The organism is Pseudomonas shiyinii (assembly GCF_056725765.1).
Map to the genome: position 1 here is coordinate 2,789,520 of NZ_CM161522.1, position 19,743 is coordinate 2,809,262.

A 19,743-nucleotide genomic window follows, 5' to 3' on the forward strand; every position below is an offset into this window, starting at 1 on the left:
GTCTCCAACGGGTTTCTGGCGACTACGGGGCCCTCATCATCGCCTTCACCGCCCATCGATCGGCGTGTCTTGCGCACTGAACAGGCACACCTGGTTGCGTTGCTGCTTGGCCTCGTACATCGCCTGGTCGGCAGCCTTGACCAGGCCGTCGAGGTCGCCCGCATGCTGAGGGTACAGCGCGATGCCGATGCTGGGGGTGACGAAGTCGATGGTTTGCTGCCCCACCTGCACCGGCTCGCCCAGTGCCCTCAACAGGCGCATGGCCAGACGCTGGGCTTCGTCGGCGTGGGTACCGGGCAGGATCAAAGTGAACTCGTCCCCGCCCAGGCGGTAGGCGCGATCAGGCTTGCGCACGCCCTCGCGCAGGCGGTTGGCCATCTGCACCAGCAGGCTGTCGCCAATGTCATGGCCGAAGGTGTCGTTCACCTGCTTGAAGCGGTCCAGGTCGATGAACAGCAGTGCCAGCGGCCCTGTGCTCGCAGCCACGCAGCGCTCGAGGTGTTCGTAGAAGGCCTTGCGGTTGCCCAGCCCCGTCAAGGCGTCCCGGTACGCCATGTCGAACAGCTGGTTCTGGTATTCGACGTGGTCGCTGATGTCATGCAGGATGCCCCGGTAGCCACGCAGCTGGTCCTGGGCGTCGATGATCTGCGACAGGTGCGTCTCGTAGTGCCCCTGGCTGCCATCGGCGCGGTGCATGCGCCCCGCCAGCACCGGCGCGCCCAGGGCCCGGTGGGCACCGAACACTTCGCGCAACCGGGTTTCATCGCAGCCCTCCAGCCAGTCGCTGGCCGGGCGGCCGACCAGTGATTCGCCCGGCAGCCCCAGGCGCCTGGAGAATGCCGGGTTGACGGTCAACAGCAGCCCGGCGCTGTCCAGCTCGAAATAGCCTTCCTGCATGGCCTGCAGAATCGCCCGGTCCCGCGCTTCGCTCTGCTCCAGGCGGTCGAGCATGCGGTTGGCTTCACGGCTGAGCGCCCCCAGCTCGTCCGCCCCCCGGTCGCTCAGGCGCCGGCCGGCCGACTCTGGTCCGATGGCCAGGAACTCCTGGTGCATCCTCGAGACCCGCCGCAGCAGGACCACATCCAGCCCCAGGTAGACCAGCAACCAGGCCAGCACCACAACCAGGGTGATCACCCCGAGGAACAGGTCGATCTGCTGGCGCCCCTCCACATATAGATGCCGCTCGCGAGGCAGCTCGAGCATCAGTTGCGGCTCGTCCAGGCTGTTGCTGAACTGCAGGAAGATGCGCTGGCGGTTATCGTCCACGACCTGGCGGGGGCTGATGGTGATCTGTTCATGGCCTTCGAACAACGCGCTTTGCGCAGGGCTCGCCGGAGGCGGGCGCAAGCGCAGCTTGCCGTTGAGCTTGCGCTCCAGGTCCAGGGTGCGCGTGCTGCTCAGGAAATGCCCGGCGAACAGGGCACCGCTCGCGCCGGGCTGCAACTGGCCGATGTCCACCGCCACCAGGATCATCGCCGCGCCCTGCACGGCCACCAGCTGGCCCGTGTAGTGCCGGGTGTTGCCCGCCCGTTCCAGGTGCTGGACCAACCGCAGCACGTCGTCGTGCAGAGCTTGCACGCCAGGCTGCGGCACGCCTTCCAAGGTCGCGATGGCAGAGGGTTCCAGGGCCTGCCACTGGGCCGCGCTCACCTTGCCCTGCCCATCGAGGTGGACCAGGAAGTCGAAGTTCATGCGGCTCAACAGCCGCGGCGTCACCGGCAGGATATCCGTCGCGGCAGGCGCCAGCGAGGAGACGAAGTTCTGCAGCCGATCACGGTCGCGCTCGAACAGATTGTCCAACAACGCCCGCACCTGTTCCGCCTCGGCCACCAGCAGGGTGTCGTCCTCACGGTCCAGGCGGTTCAGGATCAAGCCATGGGCCAGCAGGTAGACCACCAGCAGCGCCACGGCCAGCGGAGGCCCGAACAGCCAGAACAATCTTTTGCGTAGCGTCATCGGTGGCTCCTGCCCAGTACCTGCAAGCGCCTGCCGCTAGCGAGCCGACGCCGGGCAGTGTGTCGTACCTGCCCGGCTCGTTTGCGCGATCGTCGCAGCCAGCTGCCTCAGGTTGGCCTGGTGGGCCGCGACCAGGCCACTGATCGTGGCATCGGCCGGTGCCTGCAGCGTGCTGTGACAGGTCAGCCCGGTGTTCGTACCCGCAGGCCTCAGTCGCCAGGTCGCGTCCAGCAGGGCATAGCGCCCGGGCACCGAATCGAAGCGCTGCACCTCCACGCGCAACGCTGTTCGAGGTGAGGCGCCGGTCGGCGCGCCCAACTGGTCCTCCAGAGCGTTGCGGAACTCGTCGACGAGGTTGGCGCCCCACCATTCGGTCTCCAGGATCGCCAACCCGCTGTCGCCCTGGCGCACCACCATCTGGGCGCGATCGACCTGCGGTGGCATCAGCACCTTCTCGATCTCGATGTTCACGCCAGCCGGGCGTGCCGCCGGCTGGGCAGGCACCAGGGTGTGGTAGTTGATCGGCGCGCTGCTGCACCCCTGCAGTGCGATGGCCATCAAGGTCCACAACAGCTTTGGCATCTTGCGCATGTCAGGTCACTCCTTGGTTCAGTTCCGCAGTCGGGTGGCGTCGATGGCTTTGGGGCGTCCGCGGATCAGCGACTCGGGATGCCGGCCGAGGTAGTCGGACAAGTCGCGCAGCGAACGTGACATGCGTTCCAGTTCGTTGAGGGTGTCGCTCATCTTTTCGCGTTGCGGCGACCCTTGCGCGAATGCCGAGTCCGCACTCTTGAGCGTGCTGCGCACCTCTTCCAGGGTACGGCTGATGCCTGGCAGGGTCTGGCTGTTGAACTGCTTGAGGCTGGCCTGCAGCTCCCGCAGGCTGGCATCCAGGTTGCCGGCGATGCTCTCGATCGGCAGCTCGCCCAGGCGTGCGATCACCCGCTGCAACTGCTCCTGCAGCTTGTCCAGGCTGCCGGGCACGGTGGGGATCCGCAGCGGGCGTTGCGAGGCATCGAACGTGACCTTGGGCGCGTCGGCATAGAAGTCCAGGGACACATACAGCTGCCCGGTCAGCAGGTTGCCCGTACGCGCCTGTGCCCGCAGGCCATGCTCGACGAAGCTGCCGATCAGGTGATTGCCCGCCTCCTCGTCGCCCGGTGGACGCTTGAGCCCTTTGAACATTTTCTGGTAGACCGCCCCCAGCCGCTGCGGGTAGACCACTGCATCGACCATCACCGGGAAGCTCTGCTTCTGCTCGTCGTAGTCCAGCTCCACCGCCGTGACCCTGCCGAACTCCACGCCCATGAACTCCACCGGGGCGCCCACCGCCAGGCCACGCATGGACTGGTCGAAACGCAAACGTAGAAACTGCTGCTTGCCGGTCGGCGGGGCCAGCGCGGTATCGCGGTCGGCATACAGCTCGAACGCCTGCTGATCCTGGGCCGGCTCGGCCTGGCCGGCCGACTCTGGCTCACCGAACACCAGGCCACCGACCAGAATCGACGACAAGGACTCGGTGTTGACCTTGAGGCCATTGGCGCCCAGGTCCACATCGATGCCGCTGGCATTCCAGAATCGCGTATTGCGGGTGACGAAGGCATCGTTGGGGGCCTGGATGAAGATGCCGATGTCCACCCCTTTGCCGTCCGGCTGCAAGGCGTAGGAGATCACCTGCCCCACCGGGATCTTGCGGTAGTAGATCGACGAGCCGATATCGAGCGACCCCAGGTCCTTGGCATGGAGGGTGAAGCGCTTGCCCTTCTCGCCGTAGGTGATCGGCGGCGGCGACTCGAGCCCAGTGAACACCTTGGCCGGCTTGGTCGACTGGCCAGCGTCGGCGCCGATGAAGTTGCCCGACAACAAGGTATCGACCCCCGTGACGCCGCCAGCACCGATGCGCGGTCTGACCACCCAGAACTGCGCGCCCTCGGTGGCGAACGACTCGGCCTCCTTGGACAGCTGCACCTTGGCGACCACGCTCTTCTTGTCCTTGGCCAGCTCGACCGAGGTCACTTCGCCGATCACCACGCTGCGGTACTTGACCGGCGTCTTGTGTGCCACCAGGCCTTCGCCGGTCTTGAAGGACAGGGTGATCACCGGCCCCTCCTGCATCCAGCTGCGCACGACCAGGGACGCGCCGATCAACAGCGCGATGATCGGCACGATCCATACCAACGAGACATTCCAGCGCCGGGTATGGATATCTGCCGGCCCCGCCGTGGGCTGCCGTTCGCTGCCTTGCTCCATCAGGAGTCCTCCGTGTGTGAAGCATTGTCCCAGATCAGTCGCGGGTCGAAACTCATGGCCGAAAGCATGGTGAATACCACCACCAAGCCGAAGAACAGGATGCCGGCACGCGGCTCGATGGTGCCTAGCTCGCGCATCTGCACCAGCGCCGCGACCAACGCCACCACCAGCACATCGAGCATCGACCAGTAGCCGATCAGCTCCACGAAACGATACAGCTTGGTACGCTGCCGACACGCCCAGGCGCTGTGGCGCTGCACAGTGACCAGCAGCATCAGCATGGCGATGAACTTGATCGCCGGTACGCCGATGCTGGCGATGAAGATGATCAGGGCAATGTCCCAAGCCCCGCTTTCCCAGAACTCCAGCACGCCACCGCCGATGGTGCTGTCGCTGCCCTGCCCCAGCATCTCGGTATGCATCACCGGCAACAGGTTGGCCGGCACGTAGAACACCAGGGCTGTCAGCAGGTAGGCCCAGGCCCGGGTGACGGCCTGGGTCTTGCGCGCATGCAACGGCGCGCCGCAGCGCTCGCAATGGTGCAGGCGCAGGCCGAGGTCGCAGGCATGACCGCAGCCATGGCACAGGCACAGGCCCAGCTCGGATGCCCGCGGCGGCCGGCTCATACCAGCCTCCACAGGTCACGGATGTCGCGGCCGGCGATAGCGATCAGCAACACGCTGAGCGCCGCCATCGCCAGCAGGCCGATGCCCGGGATCACGTCCAGCAGGCCGGCCAGCTTGATCACCGCCACCAGGGCCCCCAACAGGCACACTTCCAGCATGCTCCAAGGTCGCAATGCCTCCAGGCCGCGCATGCACAAGGCGAATGCCGGCGCACGCCTGCCCGCCACGGCAAAGACGAGCACCCAGATCAACAAACCGACCTGCAACGTCGGGGCGAGGATCACCGCCAGCGCCACCACCAGGGCGATGAAGGTGATGGTGCCATGGCTGAGGATCAGCACCGAGTCCCACAGCGTGGCGCTGTTGCTCAGGCCTTGCATGCTGATGGTCATCACCGGGTAGAGGTTGGCGAAGGCCAGCAGGATCGCGCCAGTCACCCCCAGGGCCAGGCGTTGCTGCACGCTCAGGGCGGTGTGCCGGTCGAGCACGCCGGCGCAGCGCAGGCACACTGCCCGTTGGTGCTTGCCCAGTGCATTGCGCTGGTACACCGCGTCGCAGTATTCACAGATGATCACGTCCTGCTTCACCATCCTCTCCATCGCTCGTGGTGCTCGCTTGCAAGGCTAGCCAAGGATTGCCCGTATGGCATGCGGCGTTATGGCTGGCTGGGCAGGAACCAGCGGTAGTACGGATTATCGCCATCCTCCCGCATCACCGCCCTCACCTCCCGGGCCCAGCCCTGGCGGTCGCCGCGGTAGGCCAGCAGGCTCACGCCATAGAACCGGCGCAGGCTGCGCCACTGGTCATCGACCTCGCCCAGGAAGGCCGGGCTGGCGTTCAGCAAAGGCGGCTCGCGGCGCAGTGCCAGCAGCACCGGCAACACGCGGGTGATCTCGCGGCTGCGCACCCACGGTGCGTATTCGATGCGCGGCTGGTCGTCCGTCACCGGGCGCGCATCGCCGGCATAGCGCTCCAGGCCCTGGCGATCGGTGATCCAGGTCGCCAGCAGGGCCGCAGGGGAGTCGACACCCACCTCGGCCAGTGCCGCGGCCACCTCCGGCTGCGCGAAGCGTTCCTGGATCCGCACGGCATCCAGCTCCAGCGGCTGCAACGAACCGATCATCAGCATTTCGTGGAACTCGGTGGTCCACAACGCGGCGTGGGGGAATACATCGATGAAGCTGCGCACCAGCGAGCGGCTGTCCTCGTCGTTCTGTGTCGGCAACGGCAGCCACTGGGCCACCAGACCATGCTCGCCCAGGCGGCTGGCGGCCAGGGCATAGAAGTCGCGGGAGTAGAGGTTGACCACGCCGGCGGCCGAGGGAGGCGGCGGCTCCAGGGTGATCATGTCGTAGCGGGTGGCGCTGCGCAGCAGCTCGCGACGACCGTCGCGCAGGCGGATGTCCAGGCGCGGATCAGCGATCGCGTCGAAGGTACCACGAAAATGCGGCGCCGCCCGTAGCACTTCCGGCAGCAGCTCGGCCACCACCGGGTGCTGCAGGCCATGATATCGGAGCATGGCACCGGCAGTGATGCCGGTGCCGAAGCCGATCACCAGCGCCGAGCGTGGCTCGCCCCGGTGTACCAGCAGCGGCAGCAGCGCCTGCAGGCGCATGTAGCGCAGCGACGGCATGGCATCGCCGGTATTGGATACCCCCTGGATGTACAGGCGGCTGAACCGCTTTTGCCCTGCCCCCTGCTCCACCACGGCCACGGTGCCGCCCCGGCCTTCCTCGTAGAAGCTCAACTGCCCACTGCGAGTCGCCGGCATCAACTGCGCCAGGTGCTCGGGCGAGACCAGCAGCCCGCAGGCCAGGGTGGCGCCACCGGCGAGCGCGACACCCACGCGCAGGCGCCGGCTCACCTGGACACCGCGCCAGGCAGCCAAGGCGCCGATGGCCGCCGCAAGCACGGCGAGCACGGCCAGGCTGCGCACCAGCCCCAGTTCGGGGACCAGCACGAACCCTGTGAGCATCACGCCCAGGATCCCGCCCAGGGTATTGAGCGCGACCACCGCGCCGACGTCACGCCCCACATGGGCGCTGTCCACCGCCAGGCGCAGGGCCAGAGGGAACGCCGCGCCCAGCAGGGTGGTCGGCAGGAACACCACGCTCAGCCCGGCAACCGCGAAACGCGCCGACATCCCGGTCAGTTCACTGCCGCCCAGGGCCAGCACCCAGCGCTCGGCCTGGCTCTGCGCGCCAACCAACCATTGGCCCAGCCCGGCCACCTGGAGGATCGCCAGCAGCCCGGCCGAGGCGATCAGCAGGCCGAACGCCCCCCAAGGGTCACGGATACGGTCGGCATGCCGGGCATGGAGCGCACTGCCCAGCACCAGGCCGCAGAGGTAGGTGGCCAGCACCACGGCGAAGGCGAACGCCCGGGTGCTCATGAACTGTACGATCGATTGCGTCCAGACCACCTCATAGCCCAGCGCCACGCCACCGGCCAGACAATACAGGGCGATGGCCAGCCGGGCCGACGGGCTGCGCGAGACCGGGCCGACGGCAGTGCCTTGCAACGGTTCGGCGGTAGTGCGGGCCAGCGGCAATGCCGCCCCGGCGGCTAGCACATTGAGCAGCGCGGCGGCGCAGGCACTGGCCAGCACGCCAAGCGATGGCAACAGCATGAATGCGGCAGCCAGGGTGCCAGCGATGGCACCAGCGGTGTTGGCCGCATACAACCCGCCGCCGGCACGCCCCACCTGCCCCTGCACCGGGGCCAGGGCACGTACCAGCACAGGCAAGGTGCCGCCCATGAAGAAAGCCGGCAGGCCCACCAACAGCAACGGCAGCCCCCAGGCCAGCGGCCCGAGGCTGTCCTCCAGCCGGGCAAAGGGGCCTGCCGCGACGCCGAGCGCCAAGGTGGCGGCTACCCCGAGGATCGCCACCAGCACTTCCAGCCCGGCATAGAGCAATACGGGGCGACGCAGGCGGTCGGCCCAGCGGCCGAACGCCAGGCCGCCCAGCGCAAGGCCCGCGAAAAAGGCACTGATGGCGGTCGTGACGGCGTACACCTCCACCCCCACCACCAGGGAAAGTTGTTTGACCCACAGCACCTGGTAGACCAGGGCCGCGGCGCCGGAAAGGAACATCAGCAAGGCGGCTATCGCCAGCTGGGGTCGCGCCATGGTCGAGGTTTCCTGAACTGCCGCGCCACGAGGGCGTGAACGGGATTGACTGGCGGCTGAAGACATTGGGACGCCTTATCGTGCGAAAGAGGCCTGCGCCGGTACACCGCCGCAGGCCAGAAGGCGAACGCAGGCATGGCCTGCGCCCGGTCCAGGTCGGCGCTTACTTGGCGCCTTTGTTCATCTTGGCCTCGATCTGCTTGTCCACGTCGGCACGGATCTGGTCGATGCTGAAGCTCGCCGGACGCTGGCTGGGTGGGTAGTCGACGAACGTCTGCAGGAAGGCGGCCGCCTTTTGAGTCCCCTGGAACAGCAGGTAGTCGTTCTTGGTCAGCCAGTCGTAGTACTGGTCCGAGACCACGTCGGCCCGCTCGTAAGGATCCATGCGCAGGTTGAACAGTTTCGGTGCGCGCAAGCAGGTGAACGGCTCGCTCCAGACAGCGAAGCCACCCGGGGCACGCTGCTCGCAGAACACGATCTTCCAGTCGCCGAAGCGCATCGACACCAGTTCGCCGTCGTCGTTGAAATAGTAGAACTCGGTACGCGCGCTCTTGTCGGCCTTGCCGGTCAGGAAGTCGAGCTGGTTGAAGCCATCCAGGTGCACCTTGAAGTTCTTGCCACCGACGTCGGTGCCTTTGAGCAGACGATCCTTGATGGTGGTATCACCCGCTGCGGCCAGCAAGGTCGGGAACCAGTCCAGGCCGGAGAACATCTCGGTGGTCACTTCGCCCGGCTTGATCTTGCCTGGCCAGCGCACCATGGCCGGCACCCGGTAGGCGCCTTCCCAGTTGGAGTTCTTCTCGTTGCGGAACGGCGTGGTGGCCGCATCCGGCCACGACCACTGGTTCGGGCCGTTGTCGGTGGTATAGACCACGATGGTGTTGTCGGTGAGCTTGAGGTCATCGAGTTTCTTGAGCAGCTTGCCCACATCGCCATCGTGCTCGAGCATGCCATCGGCATATTCGTTGCCCGGCATGCCACTCTGGCCCTGCATCGACTCACGCACGTGGGTGAAGGCGTGCATGCGTGTGGTGTTCATCCATACGAAGAACGGTTTGTCGGCCTTGGCCTGCTTGTCGATGAAGTTGATCGCGGCCTGGGTGGTGTCATCGTCGATGGTTTCCATGCGCTTGCTGTTCAGCGCACCGGTATCCTCGATCTTGCCGTCGGCGGTGGAGTGGATCACCCCACGAGGCGTGGTGGACTTGACGAAGGGATCGTTGGGGTCTTTCGGCCAGTAGGGGCGCTCAGGCTCCTCTTCGGCGTTGAGGTGATAGAGGTTGCCGAAGAACTCGTCGAAGCCATGGTTGGTCGGCAGGTACTCGTCACGGTCGCCCAGGTGGTTCTTGCCGAACTGGCCGGTGGCATAGCCCAGGGCCTTGAGCGCCTGGGCGATGGTCACGTCGCGATCCTGCAGGCCGACCTTGACCCCGGGCATGCCGACCTTGGACAAGCCGGTGCGCAAGGCCGTCTGGCCGGTGATGAAGGTCGAGCGCCCAGCCGTGCAGCTGTTCTCGGCATAATAGTCGGTGAACATCATGCCTTCCTTGGCGATACGATCGATGTTCGGCGTCTTGTAGCCGACCACCCCATGCGAATACGCACTGATGTTGGTCTGGCCGATGTCATCGCCGAATATCACCAGAATGTTCGGCTTGTCCGCGGCCACCGCCATCGAACACCCCACTATCGCCGTCGCCGCGAGTGCGAACTGCGATAACCACCTTCCTCTGCGTTTCATTGGTGCTTCTCCGTTCCAGTGACTTGTCGTGATCCACGACTGCACGTCAGTCGAGAGGCCCGACCGCACACTGGCGCTCTCTCGATGTCGCTGTGGTTATCAGTGCTGGTTGACGTCCTGATCGAAGGGATAGACCCGGTTCCACTCCCTGGCCATGTCCACGATCACCCAGTCTTTGTTCCTGGCTTCGTCCAGTGCCTTGTCCAGCCGGCCGACCTGGCTCTGACGGTCATAAGCCCATTCGCGCTTGGCATCGGTGTGGTGCACCAGGCCTGCGAACCGGCGGCCAGGGCCGGCCATGGTCCACTGCAGCATTTGCAGGTCGCCGTCGGAGTTGCCGAAGGCGAGGATCGGCCGACGGCCGATATAGGCGTCGATACTTTCCGGCTTGCCGGCGCCATCGTCGTTGTGGGTGAGCTTGGCCAGGCGCTGTATGGAGAGCTGCCCCTCCTGGTCCTGGAAGCGGGTGGCGAAGGTGGTGCCGATCACCTGCTCCGGCGGGATGCCGTAGACTTCCTCGGCGAAGGTGCGCATGAACGCCACTTCGCCGCCGGAGACGATGTAGGTCTTGAAACCGTTGGCGCGCAGGTAGGCCAACAGCTCCAACATCGGTTGGAAGACCATCTCGGTATAGGGCTTTTGGCTGCGCGGGTGCACGCTGCTGGCCAGCCAGCGACGTGCGTTCTGCTCGAAGGTGTCGTTGCTGATGCCGGTGTGGGTGGCGGTGACGATCTGCATCAGGCCACGCATACCGCTTTCGGCCAGGGTCTTGCGATCGTCTTCGAGCACCGCCTTGAACGGCTGCTGGGTCTTCCACTCCGGGTGCTGCGGGGCCAGGCGCTTGACCTCGGCCAGGGCGAACAGCACCTGGAAGTACAGGGGCTGCTCGCTCCACAGCGTGCCATCGTTGTCGAACACGGCGATACGCTCGGCGCTCGGGACATAGTCCTTGCCCTGCTCATCGGTCACCGCCTCGACGAACGCCACGATCGCCTCGCGCGAGGCGCCGTCGTTCCACGAGGGCAGAGGCTCGGCCGCGTGGGCCGCCAAGGGCAGCAGCAGGCAGAGGGTGAACAACCAGCGCGCCGGGCGCGAAGCGAAATTCAAGTGCATGTAACTTCCTTGATCGATGCAGCAGGCATGACGCCGAATTCAGGGGTTGAGCTTCTTCAGGCCATGTCGGCCGGATGATGGCCGGTTTTGCTCGGTAACCGTCCGTCGCAGCACCGGCAACGTGTCTACCACCTGGGCTGCTGTGGCGGCCTGCCGAAGCGAAGCGCCGTAACGGGCTCCCAAGAAAGCTAGCAAACATTTGGAAACAGCAGCGGGTAACGAAGGAAGACCTGTACTCATTTCGCGACACCCTGTCGTGCGCCTGATCCATAGGTACAGGGCGCTCAGTTGTGGCGGTTCCTGGCGCAACTGGCCGGGTATCTGCCGCCAGGCATGCTCAGCGCTGGCCAACCAGGCCGCCTTGCGCCGTTGCCGCCAGCGCCCCCAAGCGTCCCGCAACGTCAGATACCAACCCCGCCCGAAATAGACCAGGCCGCCCAGCAGCACCAACGCACAGGCCGCCAGCAGCCAATGGCTGGCGATATGAACCCGAGCTGTCCGGCCCAGCGCACGCAAGTCGTCGCTTATGGAAAACGGTGCCTGGTATACCGCGGCGTCCGAAGCCTCTAGTTCCAGCGCGGGCACGCTCGCCGAGTGGGCTTCGCCGCTGTCGGCATCCCACCACTGCAGTTCGATGGGCGGCAGGCGGTAGTGCCCGGCCTCGGTCACCACATAGGTGACGGCATCCTCGCGCTGGCCGCCGCTGATACCGCCACGGCCATCGCTCAACGGCGCGACCACCGGAGGCTGCACATAGCGTCGCAGCCCGTCGATCTCGCTGAAGGCCGGCGCAGGAATCAACATTGCCTGGGCACCTTCGGCCCGTACCTGCAGCCGCCGGGTGACACTGTCGCCCACGCGCAGCGGCTGATGGGAATGTTCCAGTTGCTGCGTGAACTGCAGCGCGCGGGCGACCAGATGCCGCCCCTGCCCGGCCCCGGCGGGCTGCCGGGCGACGAAGTGTTGTGGCGGGCTCTTCACCATCACCGGCCCACTGCCCTGCCCTGGTGTGACCTGGATGGCCAACGCCGGGATATCGAACGGTTTGGCCTGCTGCGGCGTGATCTGGTAGCTCAGGCGCAAACCGAAGAACGCCTTGCCATCGATCCGCTCGTTCAGGTGCGTGGCTTCACTGCTGGGCGCGGCCACGACGGCTCCGTCCAGTTTCAAGGCCGGCAGCTGCGGCGCGGCATCGAACCAGGTATCGACCAGCAGGTCGACCTGCAAGCTCACCGTGCCGCCGACCAGCACCGTATCGGCCGGCAGCAGTTGGCTGCGCACGCGCACCTCGGGCTCTGCGGCCTGCACCAACAGTGGCACCAGCAGTATCCACAACAGGCGTTTCATGGCATAGCCTCCGTGGCGGTTGGGCGAGCGGCGTCCTGGAGCAGGAACTTGCGCTTGAGGAACTGGGCCGGCGAGGTGTTGAGGTTGTCCAGCCACGCCTGGTCTGAGCCCTGCCCGGCCGCGGTGCGCTGGACGTCCTTGCCTTTCCCGGAGGCGTTGTCGAGCAGCACCTTGTCGGCCTTCTCGTCTGGCGGCCCCGCCTCCTGCTGGGCTTCGCGGTCCTTTAGCAGCGCCTGGGCCAGGGCCAGGTTGGCGCTGGCCTCGGGGAACTGCGCCTGGCGCTGCAAAGCCTGCTGATAGGCCGCGATCGCCTGGTCGAACTTCGACAAGCGCACGTAGGCATTGCCTTGGTAGAAGTACGCAATGGCCGTGTCCAGCTGCGCCAAGGTGTCCAGGGCCGTGTCGTAGTCGGCCGCGTGGTAGGCCGCCACGCCCTTCCAGTAAGGGTTGGCAAAGTGCTCGGCCGCCTCGGGGTAGTGCTGCTGCTCGTATGCCCAGCGCCCCTGTTGGTCGGGCGTAAAGAAGGCGTCGGCCAGCGCGCCGGCGTGGGCCGGCTGCGGGCCTGAAGCAACGCCCAACGCGACCAGCCAGGCTCCCAGCCAGTGCACGCGCCAGCCACGGCGCATGCCCAGCAACGCCAACGCCAGCAGCGGCCAGCACAGCCAGTAGCCTGCGTCTTTCCAGTGCAGTGGCTGCCCGTCGTCCTGGGCGGCCTGGAAATGCTGCTGGGCATGCAGCTCGATCCAGTCGAGGTCGTCATCGTCCAGGGTCAGGCTGCCCAGGGGCGCGTCCGCGGCCTCGGCGAGCTGCTTCAAACCCTCGGCATCGAAGGTGGCGCGCTGGGTCCGGCCACTGGCGTCGGTGCTGGGGCGGCCCTGGGCGTCATGCACCACCCCGGCCTGAGGGGTACCGACGGCAAGCACCAGCACCTGCAAACCACTGCCGCGCACCTGCTTGCCGATCGCGTCGAACTGGCTGGCGTCGGCACCATCGGTGACCAGCACCAGCGTGCCGGGGGCGTTCTCGGCCACCAGCAGGCGCTTGGCCAGAACCACCGCGCCGAGGGCATCCTTGCCGGGTTTGTCGATCAGCGTGGTGGACAAGGCCTGGAGGAAGCTGTCGAGCAAGGCTGGGTCGTCGGTCGGTGGCAGCACCAGGTGGGCGCTGCCGGCATATGCGATGAGCGCCGTGCGGCTGCCGGCGCGCCGCTGGATCAGGTCATGCAGCTTGTTGCGCGCGGCAGCCAAGCGTGAAGGCGGGACATCGTCGGCGTCCATCGAGGGCGAAAGATCCAGGGCCAGGATCATCGCTGCCCGATTGTCCAGGAAGGCCGGTTTGTCCTGCTCCCAGGTCGGCCCGGCCATGGCGACCGCACCCAGGGCCAGCATCGCTCCCAGCAGGTGCACCGGGCGAAAACGCTGCTGCTCCCCGGGCGTGATCAGCAGATGCTCGACCAGGTGCGGGGCGATGATGCCCTCCAGGCGTCGCAGCAGGTTGTGGCGGCGTGCCCACAACCAGGGCAGCAGCAGGCCCGGGACGATCAGCAGCAACCAGAGCGGCCGCAGGAAATGAAAGGCACTCAGATCGATGTCCATATCAACGCTCGGTCCTGGTCAGGTGTGCAGGGCTCGCCCGGCGCGCAGTGGCCAGGGCAGCCACGCCATGGCCCAGCAACAGGGCCAGCAGCGCAGCACCCAGCGGCCACCAGAACAGGTCGCGCCTGGGTTGGTGGCTGAAGGTCTTCACCCGGTGCGGCGTGATGTGGTCGAGCGTGGCATAGACCTGCTGCAGCGCGTCCCGGTCACCGGCACGGAAGAACCGGCCGCCAGTGGCCTGGGCGATGTCCTGCAGTGCCTGCAGGTCGACCTTCGCCTCGCCGCTGGCTTCGGGGTCACCAATGCCGATGGTGTGCACCACGATGCCGCGATCCCGGGCCATGCGGGCGGCGTGGTCCGGTGTGATGGCGCTGCCGGTGTCGTTGCCGTCGGTCAGCAGGATCAGCACCTTCTCCTGCTCCTTGGCCTTGTCCAGCAGCTTGATGGTCAGCCCAATCGCGTCACCCAGGGCAGTATTGGGGCCGGCCATGCCGATACCGACCTCATCGAGCAGGATGCCCAGGCTGGCGTGGTCCAGGGTCAGCGGCGCCTGTGGGTAGGCACCGGTGCCGAACACGATCAGGCCGATACGGTCGTCCTTGCGCCGGGCGATGAAATCCCGCACAACCCCTTTGACCGCCTGCAGCCGGTCCACGCGTTGGCCGGATGGGTCGGTGTAGTCGGTGGTGGCCATGGATTGGGATATGTCGATCGCCAACATCAGGTCGCGCACCGGCCGCTCGCGCTCGATGGGCTTTTCCACCAGCACCGGCCGTGCGCAGGCCACCAGCAGCAGCACCCACACCGACAGGTTCAGCAGCAGTTGCCAGCGCCCGCCGCCCGCACGGGCGGTGCCCGGCTCCTGGCCCACGGCACGGCTCATGGCAGCGAAGAACGGCACGCGCAAGGCGCTGCGCGACTCGCGGTAGGTGGCCAGGTAACGCCAGGCCAGCCAGGGCAAGGGCAGCAGCAACAGCAGCCAGGGGTACTCAAGTTGCCACATGGTGCACCTCGATCCATTGCCGGCAGGTCGCGATCAGTGTCTGAATGTCGCTGTCGGCCATTGCCACTACCTGGTCCGCCGGGGCATAGGCCAGCAGTGCCAGCCGTCGCGCCAGCTGCCCGGGCAGCTGTACTCGACTATGGCGTTGCAGGAAGGCTTGCCAGTCATCGCCGCCCAAGGTCGCGACCGGCCCCTGACCGGGCATCGAGAGCGCCACGCGCTTGAGCAGTTGCGGCACTTCGCGCAGGGCCGCCAGGCGTTGCACAGGATCGTTCAGCGCTTGGGCCAGCACCTCCAGGCGAGCCAGGGCCTCGCGGCGATAGAGATTGCGCCGCCAGCGCAGGTAGCGCCAAGTGGCCAGGCCTCCGGCCAGAGCCAACACCGCCACCAGCAGCACCAACCACCCCCAGGTCTGCGGCCAATAGCTGACGTCGATCGCCGGCAGCGGCAGTTCGCGCAACTGGTCGATGCTCGGCGTGCTCACCTGGCTCATCGCGTCACCGCCGAAAGCCGGCCCAGTTCCGCACGCAGCTGCTCCAGGCTGTCGCGCCCGGTGCTGAACATCATCAGCGGTACCTGGCTGCGCCGAAGCAGCGTGGCGACGTCCTTGAGCCGCCCCGAGAGGAAGTCCCCAAGCGGGCGGTGCACCTGGCGCCGCTCAATCTCCAACTCCACCTGGACCTGGCCCTGGGTCACAGTCACCCGCCCACGGTCGGGCAACTGCAGGGCGATCGGATCGAACACCTGCAGGGCCAGGACATCGTTGTGCGCGCCCAGCTGACGCAGCAGTTGCAGGGTCTGCGGCGACACGCCGGCGAAGTCGCTGACGATGACGATCAAGTGATCGTGCCCGGCGATGCCCAGGCACTGGCGCAACACCCTGTCGAGCTGACCCGGCTGTTCCTCGTCGGTTTGCGAGGCATGCAGTGCCTGGTTGTGGCGCACGATCGCCGCGCACAATGCCTCCACCCGCGCCCGGCTGCGCAGCGGGCGGATCGTCTCGATGGTCTGGTCACCGAACACCAGCCCGCCCACCCGATCGCCGGCATGCAGCGCCATCCAGGCCCCGATCGCCCCCAGTTCGGCAGCGGTGACCGACTTGAAGCTGCGCTGCGAACCGAAATACATGCTCATGCGCTGGTCCACCAGCAGCAGCGTCGGGCGGTCGCGCTCCTCGGTGTAGCTGCGCACGAACGGTTTGCTGTAGCGCAGCGATGCCCGCCAGTCCAGGTGACGCAGGTCGTCCCCGGGGGTGTACTGGCGCAGTTCGTCGAAGCTCAGCCCACGGCCGCGCAGGCGCGCGGCATGGCTACCGGAGAGCACGCTGGACAGCGGTTGGCGTGACAGGAAGCTCAGGCCGCGCACGCGATGCTCCAGCAGCATCAGCTGCTCCAGCGAGGCGTAGACGGCGCCGTCGGCGACCACGGGCTTGTGCATGGCGCCCCCTCAGGCCGGGACCGCGACGGTGTCGAGCAGGCGGTCCAGCACTTGGTCGGCGCCGATGCCATCGGCCACGGCGTCATAGGACAACAGCAGACGGTGGCGCAACACCGGGTGCAACACCGCGCGCACATCGTCTGGCGTCACATAGTCGCTGCCTGCCAACCAGGCATGAGCCCGGGCGACCCGGTCCAGGCTGATGCCGCCACGGGGGCTGGCTCCGACCTTGATCCAGCGCTGCAGGTCGGCGTCGTAGTCCGCCGGGTGGCGGGTGGCGTTGATCAGGTCGATCAGGTAGCGGTCGATGGCTTCGGACACATGCACCGCCCCGACTTCGCGGCGCGCCGCGAAGATCGTCTCCTGCGCCACGGGCGTTGCGGTTTCGCCATGGCCACCGGCCTGCTGGCGCTGTTCCTCTCCACGTACCAGCCGCAACACCTGCGTCTCGTCCTCGACCTTGGGGTAGTCGATCAGCAGCTTCATCAGGAAGCGGTCCATCTGCGCTTCGGGCAACGGGTAGGTCCCCTCCTGTTCGATAGGGTTCTGCGTGGCCAGCACCATGAACAGCCCGGACATCGGGTGGGTTTCCCCCGACACGGTGATCTGTCGCTCCTCCATGGCCTCGAGCAGTGCCGCCTGGACCTTGGCCGGTGCGCGGTTGATCTCGTCGGCGAGGATCACGTTGCCGAACAGCGGGCCGGGCTGGAACTTGAGCTGGTTGCCGGTATCGGTCTGCTGGAGGATCTCGCCACCGGTAATGTCCGACGGCAGCAGGTCGGGGGTGAACTGGATGCGGCTCATGCGTGCGTCCAGGTGGGTTGCCAGGGCCTTGACCGTGCGGGTCTTGGCCAGACCGGGCAGGCTTTCGAGCAGCACATGCCCGTTGGCCAGCAGGCCCAACATGATATGGCGGATGGTCCGTTCCTGGCCCAGTACCTGAAGCCCCACCTGGGCCTCCAGGCTGGTGATCTCTTCACGAATGGTCACTGTCGTTTGTCCTTGGCTTGCGTCAACTGCGCGATGAGTCGACTTCCCTGCGGTGACGTGCCCGGGGTGAACCGCCCGGGCACACGGCCCAGCCACCGTGCAGATGAAGATGCTTGGTAAATCTAGTTCACATGTCCTTGTTCGCCATCGAAAAATACTCAGGCGGCTGTCGTGTAAAGAACATCCCTCGCCAGTCAATCCTTATCGGCTGCAACTATGGCTGTGCCGGTGGCAGGCGTGGGTCCTGCGGCGCAACCTTGCGCATGCGCTGTGCGTACGCGTCGGCCTGGCGGGTTTCACCGGCCGTGGCATGCAGGTAGACCAGGGCGTAGAGCAGGTCCGGGTCTTCAGGCGCCGCCTCCAGGCCCTTGTGCAAGGTCCGCAGCGCCTCGTCGCGCCGGTTCAGCTGGGCCAGCAGCAGCCCTTGGTTGTAATAGACCCGCGCGTTGCCCGGCATCTCCCGGGCGGCAACGTCCAGCCAGGGTAGGCTCTCCTGCGCCTTGCCCTGCTCGACCAGCAGCAACGCCAGCATGTAGGCGAGGTTGCCGTGATCGCCCGCCGGCATGTCCTTGAGTGCCAGGCCTTGGCGCAGCACCGTCTGTGCCTGGTCGAGTTGCCCCGCGCCACTGTACAGGGTGACCAGGTTGACCCTGGCGGGTGAGAAGTGGGCGTCCAGGCGCAGCGCCTGGTGATACTGCTCGATGGCCTCAGCCTGGCGGCCCAGACGCTGCAGCAGCACGGCCAGGTTGAGCCGGCCGCCGGGCAGGTCGGCGTTGTCGCGCAGGCGCCGCTCGTAGTCGGCCAGCTGTGCCGCGTAGCCCTCCCGGCGCTCGGCCGGCAGCGCTTGCGCCGGCACATCGGCCAGAGCGCGCACGGCTTCGTCGCGCACCGCCAGCAGCGGGTCGTCGAGCAATGGCAGCAACTGCTTGACGCGGGCTTCGGGCGGAACCCGGGCGAAGCCCGCAGCGGCATAGGCGCGCACCACGCCCTCCTTGGAGTTGAGCGCCCAGCTCAACGGGGTGATGGCCGGTGCGCCCAGCTCTGTCAGTTGCTGAGCTGCCGTCGCCCGCACGAGCGCTGGCTTGCCGATATCGGCGATGACCGCCGTCAACAAGCTCAGGCGGTCGCCCTGGCCGGTGCGCACAGCATGCAAGGTCTCTCCGTAATGGGGCGGGCGCTGGGGTGTGCCGAACCAACCCTCGATCGCCGTGGCGGCCCATGCAGGTTGCCTGTCGGTGTGGCAGGCGGTGCAGGCATCGGGGCTGGCGGTCTTGTCCGCCAGGTCCGGTCGTGGTATCCGCAGGCTGTGGTCACGCCGAGGGTCGACCACCATGTAGGTCTTGCTCGGCATATGGCAGTTGACGCATTGCGCACCCGGTGAGCCCTGGGCGTGGTGATGGTGCGCCGGGCTGTCGTAGTCCTTGGCCTGCAGGCTGGGAAAGCGGCTGGTGGGTGGGTGGGTGTTGTGGCATTGCTGACAGAGGCCATTGCCCTCGATCTTCACCCGGGTGGTATGCGGATCGTGACAGTCGGTGCAGCTCACCCCGGCGGCGTACATCTTGCTCTGGGTGAAGGAGCCATACACGTACACCTCGCCATCGATCTGCCCGTCGGCGTGGTACAGGCCCTCGCGCAAGGTCGCCGGCAGCGAGGCATCGAGCTGGGGCTTGCCCGGCTGCTGGCCCATGCCCAGGGATTGCCGGCGGCTGTGGCAAAAGGCGCATTGCTCGATCAGGCCCTTACCGTCGAGGCCCTTGAAGTCCACCGCCAGCCCCATCTGGGCCGGCGTGACGCCGCCCTTGGCCTCGTCTTTGGCCTGTTTGGCCCAGTCCACATGGGCCTGGGAGGGGCCATGGCAGCCCTGGCAACCCACGGTTTGCTCCTGCCAGGTGGTGGCATAGCTGTCCTGCTTGTCATCGTAGTGCTTGAGCAACCGCGTGGAGTGGCAATCGGCGCACATGGCATTCCAGTTCTGGTAGCGCCCGGTCCAGTGCAGCGCATCGTCGGGAGCGAAGCGCTGCCCGGGGTACAGGGAGAACCAGCGTTGCCCGCCCTGTGCCTTGGGTCGGGTGTCCCAGGCGATGGTCAGCGCCTGCAGGCGCCCGCCGGGCAGTTCCACCAGGTATTGCTGCAACGGGTGGTAGCCGAAGGTGTAGCGCACCTTGAAGTCTGCGGGCTTGCCATCGGGGCCCTCGGTACGCACGTAATAGCCCTCGCCCTTGCGCTGGAACCGCGCCTTGACCCCGTCCTCCTCGAAGCTACGGCCATCGAAGGCGCCCAGCACGCTCTGGGCGCTGGCCACGCGCATGGCCCAGGCATGGTCCGAATCCTTCCATTGCGCGGCCTGCGCCTGGTGGCACCCCTTGCAGCTGGAGGCGTCGGCATAGCCCTCCCGGTCCTTCGCCTGGCCCGGGGAGGTCCCGGCCTGCTGCGCCCAGGTGGCCATGGGCGCGAACAGCAACAGGCACAACAGCATCAACAGGGGGTGACGATACACTCGGTTTCCTTACTCATGCGCGATGAGGGTGATGAATCGGCAGGGATGCCTTCGATGG

15 protein-coding genes are annotated in these 19,743 nt (G+C 66.7%); all 15 read right to left on the reverse strand.

What is annotated here, in order from left to right; all coding sequences use genetic code 11:
• Window positions 1-45: 45 nt before the first annotated feature.
• The 15 genes from ACXHGZ_RS12600 to ACXHGZ_RS12670 all read right to left on the reverse strand — a co-directional run bounded on the left by ACXHGZ_RS12600 (window position 46) and on the right by ACXHGZ_RS12670 (window position 19,685).
• Complete coding sequence (locus ACXHGZ_RS12600; protein WP_480460132.1) at window positions 46-1,956, reverse strand: diguanylate cyclase domain-containing protein; 1,911 nt, start codon at window positions 1,954-1,956, stop codon at window positions 46-48.
• A 36-nt stretch (window positions 1,957-1,992) separates the two neighbouring features.
• Entirely contained in the window at window positions 1,993-2,547 is a 555-nt protein-coding gene (locus ACXHGZ_RS12605; protein WP_480460133.1) for a PqiC family protein, read from the reverse strand.
• An 18-nt stretch (window positions 2,548-2,565) separates the two neighbouring features.
• Complete coding sequence (locus ACXHGZ_RS12610) at window positions 2,566-4,206, reverse strand: PqiB family protein (protein ID WP_480460134.1); 1,641 nt, start codon at window positions 4,204-4,206, stop codon at window positions 2,566-2,568.
• The gene (locus tag ACXHGZ_RS12615) at window positions 4,206-4,832 is read right to left on the reverse strand and encodes a paraquat-inducible protein A (protein ID WP_480460135.1); all 627 of its coding nucleotides are present in this window, start codon (window positions 4,830-4,832) and stop codon (window positions 4,206-4,208) included. Before ACXHGZ_RS12615 ends, ACXHGZ_RS12610 begins: the two co-directional genes overlap by 1 nt.
• Window positions 4,829-5,422, reverse strand: a complete 594-nt coding sequence (locus ACXHGZ_RS12620) for a paraquat-inducible protein A (RefSeq protein ID WP_480460136.1) — start codon at window positions 5,420-5,422, stop codon at window positions 4,829-4,831. The genes ACXHGZ_RS12615 and ACXHGZ_RS12620 overlap by 4 nt, the downstream gene beginning before the upstream one ends.
• A 65-nt stretch (window positions 5,423-5,487) precedes the next feature.
• Window positions 5,488-7,962: a fused MFS/spermidine synthase gene (locus ACXHGZ_RS12625; protein WP_480460137.1), complete on the reverse strand. Its 2,475-nt coding sequence runs from the start codon at window positions 7,960-7,962 to the stop codon at window positions 5,488-5,490.
• Between the two features lie 163 nt (window positions 7,963-8,125).
• A complete protein-coding gene (locus ACXHGZ_RS12630; RefSeq protein ID WP_070573554.1) occupies window positions 8,126-9,703 on the reverse strand; it encodes an arylsulfatase in 1,578 nt (525 codons plus the stop codon).
• Window positions 9,704-9,802: 99 nt separating this feature from the next.
• Window positions 9,803-10,816 (reverse strand): HAD family hydrolase, encoded by a 1,014-nt coding sequence (locus ACXHGZ_RS12635; protein ID WP_480460138.1) that lies wholly within the window; start codon window positions 10,814-10,816, stop codon window positions 9,803-9,805.
• Between the two features lie 39 nt (window positions 10,817-10,855).
• The gene (locus ACXHGZ_RS12640) at window positions 10,856-12,163 is read right to left on the reverse strand and encodes a hypothetical protein (protein WP_480460139.1); all 1,308 of its coding nucleotides are present in this window, start codon (window positions 12,161-12,163) and stop codon (window positions 10,856-10,858) included.
• The gene (locus tag ACXHGZ_RS12645) at window positions 12,160-13,758 is read right to left on the reverse strand and encodes a VWA domain-containing protein (protein WP_480460140.1); all 1,599 of its coding nucleotides are present in this window, start codon (window positions 13,756-13,758) and stop codon (window positions 12,160-12,162) included. The genes ACXHGZ_RS12640 and ACXHGZ_RS12645 overlap by 4 nt, the downstream gene beginning before the upstream one ends.
• A gap of 1 nt (window position 13,759) precedes the next feature.
• Complete coding sequence (locus tag ACXHGZ_RS12650; RefSeq protein WP_324812483.1) at window positions 13,760-14,761, reverse strand: vWA domain-containing protein; 1,002 nt, start codon at window positions 14,759-14,761, stop codon at window positions 13,760-13,762.
• The gene (locus ACXHGZ_RS12655) at window positions 14,748-15,254 is read right to left on the reverse strand and encodes a DUF4381 domain-containing protein (protein ID WP_480460141.1); all 507 of its coding nucleotides are present in this window, start codon (window positions 15,252-15,254) and stop codon (window positions 14,748-14,750) included. Before ACXHGZ_RS12655 ends, ACXHGZ_RS12650 begins: the two co-directional genes overlap by 14 nt.
• Entirely contained in the window at window positions 15,251-16,198 is a 948-nt protein-coding gene (locus ACXHGZ_RS12660) for a DUF58 domain-containing protein (RefSeq protein ID WP_480460142.1), read from the reverse strand. The genes ACXHGZ_RS12655 and ACXHGZ_RS12660 overlap by 4 nt, the downstream gene beginning before the upstream one ends.
• 9 nt (window positions 16,199-16,207) lie before the next feature.
• Window positions 16,208-17,188: an AAA family ATPase gene (locus tag ACXHGZ_RS12665; protein ID WP_480460143.1), complete on the reverse strand. Its 981-nt coding sequence runs from the start codon at window positions 17,186-17,188 to the stop codon at window positions 16,208-16,210.
• Between the two features lie 214 nt (window positions 17,189-17,402).
• Window positions 17,403-19,685, reverse strand: coding sequence for a tetratricopeptide repeat protein (locus ACXHGZ_RS12670; RefSeq protein ID WP_480460144.1), 2,283 nt, complete (start codon window positions 19,683-19,685; stop codon window positions 17,403-17,405).
• Window positions 19,686-19,743 lie beyond the last annotated feature (58 nt).

Excerpts from the sequence above, each read along its gene's own strand:
- ACXHGZ_RS12635 (WP_480460138.1), bottom strand. The coding sequence starts at position 10,816 with ATGCACTTGAATTTCGCTTCGCGCCCGGCGCGCTGGTTGTTCACCCTC.
- ACXHGZ_RS12655 (WP_480460141.1), bottom strand. The coding sequence starts at position 15,254 with ATGAGCCAGGTGAGCACGCCGAGCATCGACCAGTTGCGCGAACTGCCG.
- ACXHGZ_RS12600 (WP_480460132.1), bottom strand. The coding sequence starts at position 1,956 with ATGACGCTACGCAAAAGATTGTTCTGGCTGTTCGGGCCTCCGCTGGCC.
- ACXHGZ_RS12645 (WP_480460140.1), bottom strand. The coding sequence starts at position 13,758 with ATGGACATCGATCTGAGTGCCTTTCATTTCCTGCGGCCGCTCTGGTTG.
- ACXHGZ_RS12650 (WP_324812483.1), bottom strand. The coding sequence starts at position 14,761 with ATGTGGCAACTTGAGTACCCCTGGCTGCTGTTGCTGCTGCCCTTGCCC.
- ACXHGZ_RS12605 (WP_480460133.1), bottom strand. The coding sequence starts at position 2,547 with ATGCGCAAGATGCCAAAGCTGTTGTGGACCTTGATGGCCATCGCACTG.
- ACXHGZ_RS12610 (WP_480460134.1), bottom strand. The coding sequence starts at position 4,206 with ATGGAGCAAGGCAGCGAACGGCAGCCCACGGCGGGGCCGGCAGATATC.
- ACXHGZ_RS12615 (WP_480460135.1), bottom strand. The coding sequence starts at position 4,832 with ATGAGCCGGCCGCCGCGGGCATCCGAGCTGGGCCTGTGCCTGTGCCAT.
- ACXHGZ_RS12630 (WP_070573554.1), bottom strand. The coding sequence starts at position 9,703 with ATGAAACGCAGAGGAAGGTGGTTATCGCAGTTCGCACTCGCGGCGACG.
- ACXHGZ_RS12660 (WP_480460142.1), bottom strand. The coding sequence starts at position 16,198 with ATGCACAAGCCCGTGGTCGCCGACGGCGCCGTCTACGCCTCGCTGGAG.
- ACXHGZ_RS12625 (WP_480460137.1), bottom strand. The coding sequence starts at position 7,962 with ATGGCGCGACCCCAGCTGGCGATAGCCGCCTTGCTGATGTTCCTTTCC.
- ACXHGZ_RS12640 (WP_480460139.1), bottom strand. The coding sequence starts at position 12,163 with ATGAAACGCCTGTTGTGGATACTGCTGGTGCCACTGTTGGTGCAGGCC.
- ACXHGZ_RS12620 (WP_480460136.1), bottom strand. The coding sequence starts at position 5,422 with ATGGTGAAGCAGGACGTGATCATCTGTGAATACTGCGACGCGGTGTAC.